General features: G+C 65.3%; 10 protein-coding genes. 4 read left to right on the top strand and 6 right to left on the bottom strand.

Features of this window, described 5'->3' with window-relative positions; genetic code table 11:
• Window positions 1–20: 20 nt before the first annotated feature.
• Together GGR89_RS12100 and GGR89_RS12095 are read left to right on the top strand one after the other, a co-directional pair.
• Window positions 21–971, top strand: a complete 951-nt coding sequence (locus tag GGR89_RS12100; protein WP_125975842.1) for an aldo/keto reductase — start codon at window positions 21–23, stop codon at window positions 969–971.
• The gene (locus tag GGR89_RS12095; protein WP_010543862.1) at window positions 971–1,198 is read left to right on the top strand and encodes a hypothetical protein; all 228 of its coding nucleotides are present in this window, start codon (window positions 971–973) and stop codon (window positions 1,196–1,198) included. The genes GGR89_RS12100 and GGR89_RS12095 overlap by 1 nt, the downstream gene beginning before the upstream one ends.
• Window positions 1,199–1,254: 56 nt before the next feature.
• Here the strand turns inward: GGR89_RS12095 and GGR89_RS12090 are convergent, their stop codons facing one another.
• The gene (locus GGR89_RS12090; protein WP_125975840.1) at window positions 1,255–3,564 is read right to left on the bottom strand and encodes a TonB-dependent receptor domain-containing protein; all 2,310 of its coding nucleotides are present in this window, start codon (window positions 3,562–3,564) and stop codon (window positions 1,255–1,257) included.
• Window positions 3,565–3,824: 260 nt separating this feature from the next.
• Between GGR89_RS12090 and clpB the strand changes: the two genes are divergently transcribed.
• Window positions 3,825–6,404, top strand: coding sequence for an ATP-dependent chaperone ClpB (gene clpB / locus GGR89_RS12085; protein ID WP_125975911.1), 2,580 nt, complete (start codon window positions 3,825–3,827; stop codon window positions 6,402–6,404).
• Window positions 6,405–6,407: 3 nt separating this feature from the next.
• Here clpB and GGR89_RS12080 read toward each other — a convergent pair whose 3' ends face one another.
• On the bottom strand, window positions 6,408–7,133 hold the full coding sequence (locus tag GGR89_RS12080; protein WP_125975838.1) for a 2OG-Fe(II) oxygenase: 726 nt from the start codon (window positions 7,131–7,133) through the stop codon (window positions 6,408–6,410).
• A gap of 64 nt (window positions 7,134–7,197) precedes the next feature.
• Here GGR89_RS12080 and GGR89_RS12075 point away from each other — a divergent pair, with 64 nt between their 5' ends.
• Window positions 7,198–7,929, top strand: coding sequence for a 2OG-Fe(II) oxygenase (locus GGR89_RS12075; RefSeq protein ID WP_125975836.1), 732 nt, complete (start codon window positions 7,198–7,200; stop codon window positions 7,927–7,929).
• Window positions 7,930–8,048: 119 nt separating this feature from the next.
• Here GGR89_RS12075 and GGR89_RS12070 read toward each other — a convergent pair whose 3' ends face one another.
• The 4 genes from GGR89_RS12070 to GGR89_RS12055 form a co-directional block, all read right to left on the bottom strand.
• Window positions 8,049–10,901, bottom strand: coding sequence for a TonB-dependent receptor domain-containing protein (locus GGR89_RS12070; protein WP_125975833.1), 2,853 nt, complete (start codon window positions 10,899–10,901; stop codon window positions 8,049–8,051).
• A 364-nt stretch (window positions 10,902–11,265) separates the two neighbouring features.
• Window positions 11,266–14,205 (bottom strand): TonB-dependent receptor domain-containing protein, encoded by a 2,940-nt coding sequence (locus GGR89_RS12065; RefSeq protein WP_125975831.1) that lies wholly within the window; start codon window positions 14,203–14,205, stop codon window positions 11,266–11,268.
• A gap of 241 nt (window positions 14,206–14,446) precedes the next feature.
• Window positions 14,447–15,271 (bottom strand): M23 family metallopeptidase, encoded by an 825-nt coding sequence (locus GGR89_RS12060; RefSeq protein ID WP_125975829.1) that lies wholly within the window; start codon window positions 15,269–15,271, stop codon window positions 14,447–14,449.
• Window positions 15,268–15,468, bottom strand: a complete 201-nt coding sequence (locus GGR89_RS12055; protein ID WP_066721469.1) for a DUF2093 domain-containing protein — start codon at window positions 15,466–15,468, stop codon at window positions 15,268–15,270. The genes GGR89_RS12060 and GGR89_RS12055 overlap by 4 nt, the downstream gene beginning before the upstream one ends.
• Window positions 15,469–15,492: the final 24 nt, after the last annotated feature.

The raw sequence follows: 15,492 nt of genomic DNA, 5'->3' as shown, positions 1-15,492 counted from the left end.
TTCCCCATCGGAGACCGTCCATGCCGCATCTTCGCCACCTCGGCGCCTCGGGCCTCGAGATCTCGCCGCTCGTCCTGGGCGGAAACGTGTTCGGCTGGACCGCCGACAAGGCCGCCAGCTTCCGCATCCTCGATCGTTTCGTCGAGCGCGGCGGGGTGATGATCGATACCGCCGATGTCTATTCGGCCTGGGTGTCGGGCCATACGGGCGGCGAATCCGAAAGCGTGATCGGCGAGTGGCTGCGCACCTCCGGCAAGCGCGACCAGGTGCTGATCTCGACCAAGGTCGGCATGCTGCCGGGCGAAGGCGGGGCGAAGCTGGCCCCGGCGCGGATCGCGGCGGCGGCCGAGGCGTCGCTCCAGCGGCTGGGCATCGAGACGATCGACCTCTATTTCGCCCATCAGGACGATGAGGACGTGGCACAGGCGGACTATCTGGCGGCGTTCGGCACGCTGATCGACGCGGGCAAGGTTCGCGCGCTGGGGGCGTCCAACTTCCATGCGATGCGGCTCAAGTCGGCGCTCGACCTCGCCGCGAAGGAAGGCCTGCCGCACTTTCGCGTGCTCCAGCCCGAGTACAACCTCGTCAGCCGCCGCAAGTTCGAGGGCGAACTGCAGGACCTGTGCATCACCCATAATCTCGGCGTGATCCCCTATTACGGCCTCGCCTCGGGCTTCCTCACCGGCAAGTATCGCAGCGAAGCCGATCTCTCGAAGAGCGTGCGCGGCGGCGGCATGGCCAAGCTGCTCGCCGGCAAGGGCGGCGCGGTGCTGGCGGCGATGGACGAGGTCGCGGCCGAGACCGGCGCCAGCCTCGCCCAGATCGCGCTCGCCTGGCTGGCGGCGCAGGACGGCGTCACCGCGCCGATCGCCAGCGCGACGAGCATCGCGCAGCTCGACGAACTGATCGGCGCCTGGGACGTGGAGCTCACCCGCGACCAGCTTGACCGCCTGACCGCCGCCGGGGCCTGATGACCGCCGCCGACCTGATCGACCGCATCGTGGCCCAGCTCGTCCGCCGCCATGGCGGGACCGTGCGCCGCTGGAAGACGGTGCTGGGCAAGGTGCGCGTCTACGACGCCGAGACGCACCCGCATTGCAACTGGTCGCTGGCCCCCAGCGGCGCGGCGGGCGACGTCGCGGCGGTGGAAAAGCTGCTCGACGAGCTGCGGATCACCTATCCGATCGTCACCGGCTGAACGAAAAAGGGCGGAGCACTTGGTGCCCCGCCCCGTTTCTTCGCTTCCGACAGCCCTTAGATCCCGACCTTCAGCGTCAGGAAGAACTGCTGCGGTGCGCCGACCATCAGCGTCTGGTTGTCACCGCTGTTGCCGAAGCCGTTGGTACCGATCGTCGAGATGTACTTCTTGTCGAACAGGTTGGTCACGTTGCCCTGCAGCTCGAGCTTTCGCCCGCCCAGGTCGAACTTGTAGCCGAGCGTCGCATCCACCACCACGCGACCATCGACATACTGATCGTTGGTGTAGGTGAAGTAGCGCTTGCTCATGTAGTTCGCGCCGACGCGGGCGTTGAAGCCCTGGCCCGACCAGGTGACTTCGCCCTTCAGCATGTGCTTGGGCGAATCGACCACCGTCTTGCCCTTGGTGGGGATCACGCCGCTCGCGGTGACGACGTCGTCGCGATAGGTCGAGTCGTTGTAGCTGTACGAGGCGAACAGCCCGAAGCCCATCGGCAGGCGCACGTCGCCGGTCGCCTCGACACCCACCGAGCGCGCATCGCCGACATTCTGCAGGATCGCCGGGTTGCCGACGATGCCAGCGCTGGTCGTCACGGCGAGCAGGCGGTTGCGGAAGTTGACGTAATAGCCCGCCAGCGAGCCGGTGAAGATGCCGCTGCGGTAGCGACCGCCCACCTCATAGGTGTCCGACGCTTCGGGCTTGAGCTTGGTCGCGCCGCTGTTGAGCGCATCGAAGCCCGCCTGGGTCGTCGCGAACGGGCCGCTGGTCGCCGCCGACACGAAGGCGCGAGTCACCTGGGTGAAGCCGGCGAACAACTCGGCATTGTCGGTCACCCGATAGTTGAGGCCGGCATGCGGCTGGAACCAGTCGGTCACCTTGATCCGGCCGCCGGCGAGCCCACCCGCGACGATCGGCGTCGCATGGTTGGTGACGGCGAAGCCCTTCCAGCCCAGGTTCGCGGTCAGCGCGCCGAGCTCGATCTTGTCCTGCACATAATATTGGACGGTGTCGGTCTGGTACTTCCAGTACCACTGGGTGGCGAACGGATTGCTCTGGAACGAGAGGCTGTCGCGGCCCGGGTTGGTGCGGCTGTCCAGCGCGTAGAAGCGGCGCGCCTGGCGGAAGTCGTTGCGCTCGTACCAGCCACCGACGGTCACGTCGTTGAAGCCGAGCTTGGTGCCGATATTGCCGAACACGCCGCCGCGGCGGACGTCATATTCGGTGGTGCGCAGCGACATCGGCACGCCGTTGGGCGAGGCGACGTAGGGCGTGTACCACAGCCCCTGGCCATGGTTGTTGTGGAAATAGCCCTTCAGCACGCCGTGGACCGGCGAGTCGCCGGTCGTCTCCAGGCCCGCCGAGGCGAGATAGTCGCGGCGCAGGCCCGCGGCGTTGTAATAGGCGTCGTCCGGGTTGAGGAACGGCGCCGGATAGACCTTGCCGGCACCCGGGTTGGTCGGCGTGACGCCGGTATAACCGTTGTTGGCGCCCACGTCGGAGACGAGGATCGCCTTGGCATAATCGTTCGAGATATTGTCCCAGTTATAGCCGAGACGCTTGATCATACCGAGCGACATGTCCTGATAGTCGTTCTCGCGACGATCGGAGAAGTCGAACGTGCCGACCGCGCGCAGCTCGGGGCTGATCGGGGTGACGATCTTGCCGTTGACCTGGTTGATGCGCTGGGCGCCCCAGCCCTTCCACTTGTCGGTATCCGAGTGGAGGTAGGAGAGATAGGCGCGGGTGCCGCCGGGGGTCAGCTCGCCGAAGTCGAGCCGGCCGAACACGCGCCAGAAATTGTCGCTGCCGCCGGTGGCGTTGACGTCGATGCCGAGCTTCTCCTTGGGGTCGCTCGACAGGAATTCGAGCGTGCCGCCGAGATTGTTGGTCGCCTGGGTGTCGATCCCGCCCGAGCCCTGCGACACGCGGGTCTCGGCGATGTTCTCGCTGATGATCGCGCGGCTGATGTGCAGGCCGTTGACGTTGCCGTAGCTGGCATCGCCGAGCGGGATGCCGTCCAGCGTGAAGCCCAGCTGGTTCTGGTTGAAGCTGCGGATCGACACGCGCTGCGCCCATTCATAGGCGCCGAACGGATCGGCGCCCTGGAAGTTGACGCCCGGCAGCTTCTCGATCGCCTTGAGCGGGCTGGTGCCCGGCGTGAGCAGCGCGATGTCGGCCTGGGTCAACGTCTGGATCTGGCGGGTCTCGCCCTTGCCGATCACGACGATGTCGTCGGCCCCGCTCTGCGGCTGGGTGTCGTCGATCAGCGTGGCGGTGGGTAGCGTCTGCGCGAAGGCCGCGCCGGCAGTGAACAGCGACGTGCCGGCAAGCAGTCCGGCAGCAAGCATACGGATGCGCATGCGCATGATCCCCTTGGGAAAGCACCAGGCCCCTCGCCCGTGCTAGGCCGCCGCTACGCGTGCCGCGTTGCAACATTCGATAGTTAACGCTTCACGACCGGGACTCCTTCGTGACGTCTTCGTGACGTTTGGATTTACGCTTCGGAAAAGTCCGGATTTCCCGTTGTCGACCGCTGCCGCACTACGATAGCCATGAAGCACGTCGCCCCTCTTGTGTTGCCCATTTGCAACACTATCTGCTGGTCAACTTCGAACAGGGATCAGGCATGAACCTCGAAAAATTCACCGACCGCGCCAAGGGCTTCCTGCAATCGGCGCAGACCGTGGCGATCCGCATGAACCATCAGCGGATCAGCCCGGAGCATCTTCTGAAGGCGCTGCTCGAGGACGAGCAGGGCATGGCCAGCGGCCTGATCCAGGCGGCGGGCGGCGACGCCAAGCGCGCGCTGGGCGAAACCGACCTCGCGCTCTCCAAGATTCCGGCCGTCAGCGGCTCGGGCGCGCAATCGACGCCGGGGCTCGACAATGATCTGGTCCGCGTGCTCGACCAGGCCGAAACGATCGCGCAGAAGTCCGGCGACAGCTATGTCACCGTCGAGCGGCTGCTCGTCGCGCTGGCGCTGAGCCTCAACACGGCTGCCGGCAAGGCGCTGCAGGCCGCGAATGCCAAGCCCGAGGCCCTGAACACTGCGATCAACAGCATGCGCGGCGGCCGCACCGCCGACACCGCGTCCGCGGAAGATCGTTATGACGCGCTCAAGAAATTCGCCCGCGACCTCACCGAGGCGGCACGCGCCGGCAAGCTCGATCCGGTGATCGGCCGCGACGAGGAAATCCGCCGCACCATCCAGATCCTCGCCCGCCGCACCAAGAACAATCCCGTACTGATCGGCGAGCCCGGCGTCGGCAAGACCGCGATCGCCGAAGGCCTCGCGCTGCGCATCGCCAATGGCGACGTGCCCGATACGCTGAAGGACCGCACGCTGATGGCGCTCGACATGGGCAGCCTGATCGCGGGTGCCAAATATCGCGGCGAGTTCGAGGAGCGCCTCAAGGGCGTGCTCGACGAGGTGAAGGGCGCCGAGGGCCAGATCGTGCTGTTCATCGACGAGATGCACACGCTGATCGGCGCCGGGAAAGCCGAGGGCGCGATGGACGCCGGCAATCTGCTCAAGCCCGCGCTGGCGCGCGGCGAGCTGCACTGCATCGGCGCGACCACGCTCGACGAGTATCAGAAGCACGTCGAGAAGGACCCCGCGCTGCAACGGCGCTTTCAGCCGGTGTTCGTCGGCGAGCCGACTGTCGAGGACACGATCTCGATCCTGCGCGGGCTCAAGGAAAAGTACGAGCTGCACCACGGCGTGCGGATCACCGACGCGGCGATCGTCGCCGCAGCGACGCTCTCCAACCGCTACATCGCCGACCGCTTCCTGCCCGACAAGGCGATCGACCTGATGGACGAGGCCGCGAGCCGCATCCGTATGGAGGTGGAGAGCAAGCCCGAAGAGATCGAGACGCTTGACCGGCGGATCATCCAGCTCAAGATCGAGCGCGAGGCGCTGAAGCGCGAGACCGACGAAGCCTCGCGCGACCGGCTCGCCACGCTGGAAGAGGACCTCGCCAATCTCGAGCAGCAATCGGCCGAGCTGACCACCCGCTGGCAGGCGGAGAAGGACAAGATCAACGCCGAAGCGGTGCTCAAGGCACAGCTCGACCAGGCACGGCTGGAGCTGGAACAGGCGCAGCGCGCGGGCGACCTCGCGCGTGCCGGCGAGCTGTCCTATGGCGTGATCCCCCAGCTCACCCGCCAGCTCGACGAGGCGCAGAGCGCCGCCAAGGGCGCGATGCTGCGCGAGGAGGTGACCGCCGACGACATCGCCGGCGTGGTCGCGCGCTGGACCGGCATCCCGATGGAGCGGATGCTGGAGGGCGAGCGCGAGAAGCTGCTCCACATGGAGGAGCAGCTCGGCAAGCGGGTGATCGGCCAAGCCGATGCGGTGAAGGCAGTCTCCACCGCCGTCCGGCGCAGCCGCGCGGGGCTGCAGGATCCGAACCGGCCGCTGGGCAGCTTCCTGTTCCTCGGGCCGACGGGCGTGGGCAAGACCGAGCTGACCAAGGCGCTCGCCGAATTCCTGTTCGACGATCCCAACGCGATGGTGCGCATCGACATGAGCGAGTTCATGGAGAAGCACGCGGTGGCGCGGCTGATCGGCGCCCCTCCGGGCTATGTCGGCTACGAGGAAGGCGGCGTGCTCACCGAGGCGGTGCGGCGCCGCCCCTATCAGGTGGTGCTGTTCGACGAGGTGGAGAAGGCGCACAACGACGTGTTCAACATCCTCCTCCAGGTGCTGGACGACGGCCGCCTGACCGACGGCCAGGGCCGCACGGTGGACTTCTCGAACACGATCGTGATCCTCACCTCGAACCTCGGCAGCCAGTATCTCACCAACTTGGCCGACGGCCATTCGGTGGAGGAAGTCGAGCCGCAGGTGATGGAGGTGGTGCGGGCGCATTTCCGCCCCGAGTTCCTCAACCGGCTGGACGAGATCATCCTGTTCCACCGGCTGGGCGCGGATCACATGGCGCCGATCGTCGACATCCAGGTCGGCCGCGTCGCCAAGCTGCTCAAGGACCGCAAGGTGGGCATCGACCTGTCGCCGGCGGCACGCGAGTGGCTGGGTCGGGTCGGCTATGATCCGGTGTACGGGGCGCGTCCGCTCAAGCGCGCAGTGCAGAAGTATCTGCAGGACCCGCTCGCCGACCTGATCCTGCGCGGTGCGGTAAAGGACGGGTCGACCGTCCATGTCGACGAAGGGGACGGCGCGCTGACGCTCCGCGTGGGGTGAGACTCAGCGCCGCGATCGCAGCCATCCGGTGATCGAATAGCGCCGGATGGCTGCGGCGCGGCTTACCTCGGAAACACTGTGCATCTTGGGGACTTTGAAAAGCGTCAGCACGTTGAAGGCAGGTACGTATCCGCGCACGTCGCTGCCGTTGGCATCGTGAAACAACAGCAGACCTCCCCACTCCGCCCTCCACACGGGCGTCAAGCCCAGGACATAGGCAGCGTGGCGATGCTTGCCGGGCACGGCGTCGTCGTGCCCGGTCAGGAAGTCGCCGGGACCATAGGCAGTCCCCTGAAGATCGACGAAGTCGATTTCCGGCATGGCGGTGATTTGGCGGAGGAGGGTGCGGACCGGATCGGAGGACATCCAATGTGCGAGATGCGCCAGGGGGTCTTCGCTCGCCAGGCGATCCGCCGATTCGTCGGGCACCCGCAAGGTCTCATAGCGATACTGGAACCCGTCGCGTGCGGCGCTATAGACCGCGTCGTCCAGCGCGCGCCGCTGGGCGTCGCTCATCGAGGCGCGCGTTTCGCGGCCGAATTCCAGAGGCTTGTCGCCGCTGTTCACAACCGTGCGCCAATCGGTGCGGCGCCGCAGCATCTCGAAAAGTGCCTGAGCGGATTCGGGCGCCAGGAACGGGCCGAGGCGCACCCGGTGATCGCGGTCGAATTGCTGCGCCAGCGCGGGAATGTCGAAGTCGGAATGAAGCGCGAGGCCTGCGGTCTGCATCCGCGCGTTGTGCACGACCCGAAAGCAGCCGAAAAGAGCCCAAACCCCTGGGAGGAATGCCCGCGTGACGCTTTCCCTGTTCGAACTCTCCCCTGCGATCGATCGCGCCACGGCAGCAGCGCAGTTCGCCCAACACGGACGCGTGCAGATCCGCGACGTACTCACGCCCGAATCCGCTTCCAACCTTGCTCGGGTCCTGCACCGCGAGACGCCATGGGGTTTCGCCTATTTCGCCGATGGCGGGCCGCCTGCAGTATTGCGGATGGAGGAGCTGCAGGCCGCCTCCGCGCAACGAAAGCGCGACATTGCCGCCGCGATCCATCGTTCCGCCGCAGCGGGCGACTATGCCGCGCGGTTCGGTCGCTACCCTCTCGTCGAAGCCTATTTGCAGGGTTGGGCGCCCGGCGGGGCGCACGACCTGCTGCTGGAGCATATCAACGACACGCCGTTCCTGGATCTGGTGCGCCACGTCACCGATATTCCGGAGCTCGTAAAAGCCGATGCACAGGCGACGTCCTTCGCGCCCGGCGATTTCCTGTCGATCCATACCGACAGCCATGTCGCGGAGGGATGGAGAGTCGCCTACGTCCTCCACCTCACCGGGACGGATTGGAAGCCGGACTGGGGCGGCTACCTGAACTTCTTCGATGAAGAGGGAGACATCGTCGCAGGCTGGAAACCGCGCTTCAATACGCTCAACCTGCTGAAAGTCCCCCAACCGCACCATGTGAGCTACGTACCGCCCTTCGCGCCGGCGGGACGCATGGCAATCACGGGCTGGTGCCGCGATCGATAGGGCGTTGGAACCCGCATCGCGCGCGGCCCCGGACATCCTCCCGACCCATTGCCAGCCTGCAGGCAACAAAAAAGGCGGCGGACCTTCGTCCGCCGCCCCTCTTTCCTTACCTCAGACGCTCAGAACTTGAAGCGACCCGAAACGAAGAAGTCCCGGCCCAGCACATCATAGGTAGCAGGATAGGTATTCGCCTGCTGCTGGTTGTTGCCGAGGATCGTCGGCTTCTTGTCGAACAAGTTGTTCACACCGATCGAGAAAGTGAACTTCTTGTCGAGTTCCGCCGCGAAGCTCAGGTCGAAGAGATCGTACGACGGAATTTTCTCGACGAAGTAGGTCGTCGACGAATCGTCGTCGTTCACGCTCGACAGGTGCCGCCAGCGGACGCTCGAGGTCAGCATACCGTCCACCCAGGTGAGGCGGCTGGTCCACTTGTACTTCGGTGTCGGATTGCCGCAGACGAGGCCGAACTTGCCGGCGCAGCGATTGACGGTATCCGGCAGCTCGGCGACCGGCGTGCTGTTCGACTTGATGGTGTAGGTACCCATCACGTTCACGCTCAGGCGAGACGTATCGGCGAGCAGGCCGAAGCCGAGGCTGCGGGCATAGTTGACTTCTACGTCGATGCCCTCGACCTCCAGCTTCCCGACGTTCGCGTTCAGGATCGCCGGTGCATTCACGCCGTCGAACTGGCCCAGTGCGTTACGCTTGCCGACAAAGGCCTGGCAGTAGACGCTGCTGATGTTCTGGATGACGTTATAGCACAGGTTCAGCGTGTTCGCGAGACCGCCGCCCAGGGTCGAGATCTGGTTGTCGACCTTGATGTTGTACCAGTCGACCGTCGCCGTCAGACCCGGCAGGAAGCTGGGCGTGAACACCGCGCCGGCGGTGTAGGAGTCCGACGTTTCCTGCGTCAGGTTGGGGTTGCCGCCTTGCAGGCTTTGGATCTGCGTGTTGAGCTGCAGGCCTGCCGTCCCCACCGCAGCCGCCGGAACGCCGGTCGCGATGCAGAGGTTGCGAATGGTGGCATTGCTTGCGGCCGTCGCGAGCGCACAGGGGTCCTGCGCGGTCGGGAAGTTGATCGCCTGGCCACCGAACAGTTCGCCGACGTTCGGCGCACGCACCGCCCGCTGATACTGGCCGCGGATGGCGAAATCGCGCACCGGCGCCCACTTCGCGCCCGCCGCATAGGCCCAGACGCCGCCGACGGCGGTGAGCGAATAGTCGGAATAGCGCGCGGCGCCGTTCAGTTCGAGCTCGTGGACGAAGGGCTTGCCGGCGATGATCGGGACGCGAAGTTCCCCGAAGACTTCCTTCGCGCTGTACGAACCGGCAGTGGGATCGCCGGCGTTGAAGCCGATCACGTCACCCGAAGCCAGCGCGGTGTCCGGGATGAACCGCGACGTCATCTTGCGATATTCGCCGCCCAGCGCGAAGCCGACGTCTTCCGCGCCCAGCCCGAAGTTGAATACGCTGCCCGAGATCGAGCCGTTCACCACCTGCAGTTCCGAGGAATCGCCATTCTGGGCGAGGATCGAAACCTGATCCACCATCCCCGAGGTCATCGTGCCCGGACCGAAGATATTGATGGCGTTCGCCGTACCGTCCAGGCCCGCCTGGAAGGCCGAGCGCGAGATGTTGCCGGCCTGCACGTTCGCGTTCCGCGTACGCGCATAGTTATAGTAGATGTCGTAGTTCAGCGACTCGGTGATGTCACCGCGCACGCCCACCAGCACGCGGAACGCGTTGCGCTCGTCGAGCGAGTTGCGCGAACCCGTTTCGTTGATGCGGCGCTGGATGGCCAGCGGCACAACCCCGTCACCAACGGTGTTGCCGGTCGCCGCAACCGTGTCCAGCTGGCGAAGCGCGGCAACGTCGCGGGCCGAAAGGAACGGCGACACGGCGTTGATGTTGACCTGGAACGTCCCGGTCACCGGGGTCGGCGCAAGCTCGTTGGCCACGCGATTGTTTACGTAGGTGACTTCCGCATAGGCCGTGTGGCCGTCGGCGATCTCGTAATCGGCATAGCCGCCGAGCATGTACCGCTCCTGCGGTACCTGCAGATAATTGTCCGGCGCGAAGTTGTACAGATCGGTGCCGGTGCGAGGACGGCTCACGCCCGGCGCGGTGTAATAGGCACCAGGCGAGCAGAAGACGTTGCCGGTCGGGCAAGCGCCAGCCGCATAGGTGGAGGTGACGCGTCCGTTCGGCGTGGTCGAGGAACCTGCGGGAACCAGGCCGGTGGCCGTGCCGTTTTCGCCGAGCGCGGAGCTGGAGAAAGAGCGGGCACCCTGGAAGATCGCCTCGCGGTTGAAGTATTCAGCGTAGACCGTTGCGTGACCGCGATCGCCGATCTTGCCGCCCATCGCGACATAGGCTTCGTATCGGGGACCGTCACCACGGCCCGTGACGCTGTACTGGCCGCCGGCGATCATGCCGTCCAGATTGTTGTTGAGGGTGAAGTTGACAACGCCCGCAAGCGCGTCCGAACCATAGACGGCCGACGCACCGCCGGACACGACCTCGACGCGGTCGATCAGGAACGCCGGGATGGTGTTGAGGTCAACGATCTGCGCGGTATCGTACGAAACCCAGCGGCGGCCGTTGACCAGCACCAAGGTGCGCTGCTCGCCGAGGCCACGCAGGTTGAGCGTCGAGACACCGCCGCCCGGATTGTTCGAGAACGCGGTCGTACCCGGGATGACCTGCGGCAGGGTGTTGATGACCTGCTCGACGTTCACCGTACCGGACAGCTGGAACTCTTCGGCCGAAACGGTCGCGACCGGTGCGGCGGATTCGAGATTGCGGCGCGCGATGCGCGAGCCGGTGATCACGATCTCCTGCCCACCGTCGTTCGCGCCATCGCTGGCCGGTACCGTATCTTGCGCCATGGCGGGCGCAGAGAGCAGCGCGCCTGCGAGAACGACCGCAGAGAGCGCAATGCCCCCGCGCAGCTTGGTCTGCTTCTTCGTCATGAATTTCCCTCGTTTGCTCCGGGTCCTCAGCAGCGCCGGGTCCCGGGATGTCTCCCCGCTTCTCCAACCCGCCGAGGCGTGAAAGATAAGCTTGTGCAGAGAGAAGCAGGCGTTGCGTGGCGGTGTAAACGGGCACGCATCGGATGTCCGAAATGTTTCATCGCGGTGTATCTATAAGAGCACAGTCTGATTTGATTGTGTCTCCAAGATTGGCCTTATTGAAACATTCGATGACATCTGCAAGCAGGATTGCTACTTTTTTGAGCACCTTCCGGTGTATTGCGAGGCTGTAACGCTCCAGAAAAGAAAGACGCCGCCGCTCCGAAAGGAGCGACGGCGTCGAGGGACTACGAATCTGACGCGGTTAGAAGCTGAACTTCGCGCCCGCGCGGAACATGCGGCCGTAGACGCCGTTGCCCGCCTGAACTGGGTTGTACAGATACGCACCATAGGTGACCGGATCGACGCCCGGCAGGCGATCGAACAGGTTCAGCACCGTACCATAGACGGTGAGGCGATCGTTGACGTTGACCGCGGCGTTGAGGTCGAAGGTGATGTAGCTCTTCACCCGGCACCCGCCGAACCAATCGGGCTTCAGGCCACAATCGGAATAGGCGTTGTCCTGGTCCATCGCCGACAGGTCGTAGCCGGAGGTATAGTTCACGGTGCCGGACACAGTGTACTGCTTGTAGGCGATCGTGTTCTGCCAGTTGCCGTGCCACTGGAAGGTGCCGCTGCCGGCCGTCAGGTTATAGTTGCCCAGCGTGTCGACATAGGTCTGGCGGGTACCGTCCGGCAGCGTCGTGCTCAGCTCGAGCTGGAGCGTCGCATCGAGGTTGCTCGTCCAGCTCACTTCGCCGAACTGCTTGCGTACGTTCATGCCGAAGTCGATGCCTTCGGACTTGATCGTGTTGGCGTTCACGAAGCTCGAGCGGATGAACGCGATGCGCGGCTTGGCGTTCGGGAACGCCGGATCGGGCGAATCCGCGATCACCTCATAGCCCGCCGGGATCGCCTGGCCCGAATAATAGGCGGAGATCGCCGGACCCGACGGCAGCGTGGTGATCGCCCCGGTCTTCTTGATGTTGAAATAGTCGACGGTGAACGAGATGTTGCGGATCGGCTCAAAGTAGATGCCCGCCGTCCAGCTGCGCGACTTCTCCGGCTTCAAGTCTGGCGTCGCCAGGGTGGTGGCACCGTAGCTGCCCGAGCGGATGTAGGTGGGGCATGCCGAAAAGGTTGCCGTGGTGCAGCCATATTGCGCCAGATAGGCATCGTTGAAGTTCGACACACTGTTGTTGACGTAACCCGTCGTCGGCAGCGCATTGGCTTCGGCGAAGCTGGGGATGCGGAAGCCGCGCGACCAGGTACCGCGCACCGTCAGCTGGCGGATCGGCGTAAGCTTGGCGCCGACCTTCGGCGAGAAATAGCTCTGGCCGGTCGAATAATGGTCGTAGCGGCCAGACAGGTTGAGATCGAGGATCGGCAGGATCGGCGCGTTCACTTCGCCGAATGCCGAAGCGACGGTCCGGTGGCCTTCGGTGCCGAACGCGTTGATGGTGAAGTAGCGTTCCGTCGGGCCGTTGAAGTCGCTGTTGGCCGATGGCGCGTCGACCGCTTCATAGAAGACCGAGCCGCCGAAGCCCACGTTCAGCGGGCCGCCCGGCAGGTCCATCACCGCCTTCTTGAACGAAAGCTGCGCCTGGTAGAGATCGGACGAGGCGTTGGTGATGTTCTGCGGCATCAGGTAGTTCATCGTCGCAGCGCTGTTGGCCGACGGATCGATGAAATTGTACGAGCCGTCAGCGATCACGTCGAGCAGGTGCTGGATGTAGACATAGCCGTCCTGCCGATGCTTCAGATCGCTGTGCATCGCCGTCGCATCGAAGGTGTAATCCCAGCCGAACACCTGTCCGGTCACGCCCAGCGCCGCGCGGTACACGCGGTTGCGGGTCAGGTCCGACGTCACCGAATTCGGCAGCGCGCCCACCAGCAGCGCGGTGTCGCCGGTGGCGGCGAACGGATTGTTGGGGTTCAGGCGACCATCGGCCGCCGTCGCGCAATTGACCCGCGCGGCACAGACATAGACCGGCAGCGTCAGCGGCTGCGAACCCGCGGCGAAGCGCGTCGCATCCGAACGCGTCGAATATTGCGGGTAGAAGACCCCCGTCGGGGCATGCGCATAGATCGTCGAAGGCGAGCCAGTATAGCTGCTGGTCGACTGCTGGAAGTTCAGCGCAAGGAAGGCCTGGGTGGTATCGTTCAGGTTCGCCGTGAACCGCGCCGAGGCGCCGAACCGCTCGATTTCGGGCGCGACGACTCCATAGCGGTTGGTGCTGTCGACCCGGCACACGCTGGACGGAAGCAGATCGTTGTCGGCAAGCTGCGCCGCCGTGCTGGCTACCGCATTGCCGTTGAGGCAGTTGTTGGCGAGCAGCTGGTAGCGACCGCCCGATCCCGGCGCGACATAGAGATTGGATCCGGCGCTGGTGACGCCGAACGTGCCCGGGTTGATCGTGTCGTCCGGGCCGCCGATGCGGGTCTTGTCGTCGCTGTTGAACGGCGCCTTCAGGTCGCTGTTCCGCACCAGCGCGCTGTGATAATAGAAGCCGCTGATATAGGCGTTGTAGCCCTTCTCATCGAGGTCGCCAGTGCCCGCGGTGAGCGACAGGCGCTGGCTGGCGCCGAAGCCGCCCTCGGCCACGCCCGCCTCGACCCGGCCCGACAAGCCCTTGAACTGCTTCTTGGTGATGATGTTGACCACGCCGGCAATCGCATCCGCGCCGTAGCTGGACGAGGCGCCGTCGCGCAGCACTTCAATGCGGTCGACGATGTCGTCCGGGATCGTGTTCAGGTCGACGAAGTTGCGCGATCCGTCGTCCGCCAGCGGATAATAGGCCGCGCGCATGCCGTCGAACAGCACCAGCGTCGAATTGGTCGTCATGCCGCGGAGCGACACCGCCGAGGCGCCGCCGGCGAACGCGCCGTTGGCCGAGAAGGAGTTCGTCAGCGCCGGGCCGTTGTTCGACGACAGCTGCTGCACAGCGTCCTGGATGGTACTGATGCCGCGCTGGTCCAGCGTCTCGGACGTGATGGTGGTGACCGGCGACGGCGTGATCTTCGATCCGCCGAACAACGAGCCGGTGACGACGATTTCCTGCCCCGGCGCCTGATCGGCAGCGGGCGCACTGGTCTGCGCGTCGGATGGGCTCTGGGTCTGCGCCATCGCGGGGACGGCGGCGATCGCCAGGATTGCGGCCGATAGGCTGGTTCCAGCCCGCAATGCGGATCGATAAGTCTGCATGATCACCCTCTAGAAAATCCGCCGCCGAACATTTCCGGCAGCATCGTCGCCCGCCTTGAACGTGGCGGCTAAGGCGCAGTGGAACCGGAGAAGCCTGGGGTGTAAAGAAAGCCTGCGGTATATGGCGGCGGTTTTCACACAGGGTGTCACGTTAAAAGCACATTTATTTTCAATGTGTTGTTGAACATTTCAGAAAAGTGTCGCCCGAATTTCCATAACGTTAACGACGCACATCATTCTCTCAGCGCCCGAGTATGAGCAGTGGATCGATCCGCGTTCCCCGCCACATTGACCCCCAATGCAGGTGCGGCCCGGTCGCACGGCCGGTAGCTCCGACCGCGCCGATTGGTTGCCCCTGGCGCACGCCATCCCCCTCGCGCACGTCGATCCGCGAGAGGTGCAGGAACGCGCTGGAAAGCCCCATGCCATGGTCGAGCATCAGCAGATTGCCCTCCAGCGTGAAGGGCGCCTCGGCGGCGAGAATCACGACGCCGTCGGCCGGCGCGCGCACCGGCGTCCCGGTGGGCAGCGCGATGTCGATGCCCGAATGATAGGCCCCCGGCTCGCCCGCATAGATACGCTGCGAACCGAACAGCGTGGAAATGCGCCCCGTCGCCGGCCAGACGAAGCGCTGGCGCCACCCTTCGGCCTTGGTCTGCAGCGCGCGTGCCGCCTTGATCCGCGCGAGTTCGGCCGGGCGCCGCGCCTCGAACTCGGCGCTGGGCACCGGATATTTGGGCAGCTGGTCCAGCCGCGAGATGTTCCAGGCGCGCGGCGCGATCTGCAGGTCTTCGCGCACCGTGCGGCCGTCGCCAGTCTTTGCCTCCAGCACCGCCGTCGCCGCCGCATCGCGGTCGAACGCGATCAGGAAACGACGATCGGCGGCGAAGGGGATCGGCTGGCCGTCGAACTGGAGCTCGGTGGTGCCGGGTGGCACCTGCCCGCGCGCGATGCCGCCCTGCTCGAAGCTGCCGTCGAGCGCGAAGGCGTCGCTGCCCGCGCGCGCGGGCCGCACCATCAGCGTCGTCGCCAGCATCGCCGCGGCGAAGCGCCGCCGGTCGATCATGCCTCGAGCAGCGCCTTGGTGGCCGCCTCCGGCGTGGCATAGGCTTCCTGTCGCGCGACGCTCCAGTAGCGGAGCGAGTCGACGGGAATGCGCTCGCCGGTCACCGCACACAGCACATGGTCGCCGGGCGAGAGGACGCGGAAGCCATTGGCCATATAGTGCAGCTTGGCGACGCGGGCGGTGTTGGACATCAGCATGGGCGGCGCCATTCCTGCTCTTGA

Source organism: Sphingomonas trueperi (assembly GCF_011927635.1).
GTDB classification, from domain to species: Bacteria; Pseudomonadota; Alphaproteobacteria; order Sphingomonadales; family Sphingomonadaceae; genus Sphingomonas; species Sphingomonas trueperi.
Note: the sequence above shows the minus strand (reverse complement) of the source record. Positions and strands in the feature narration are given on the sequence as shown.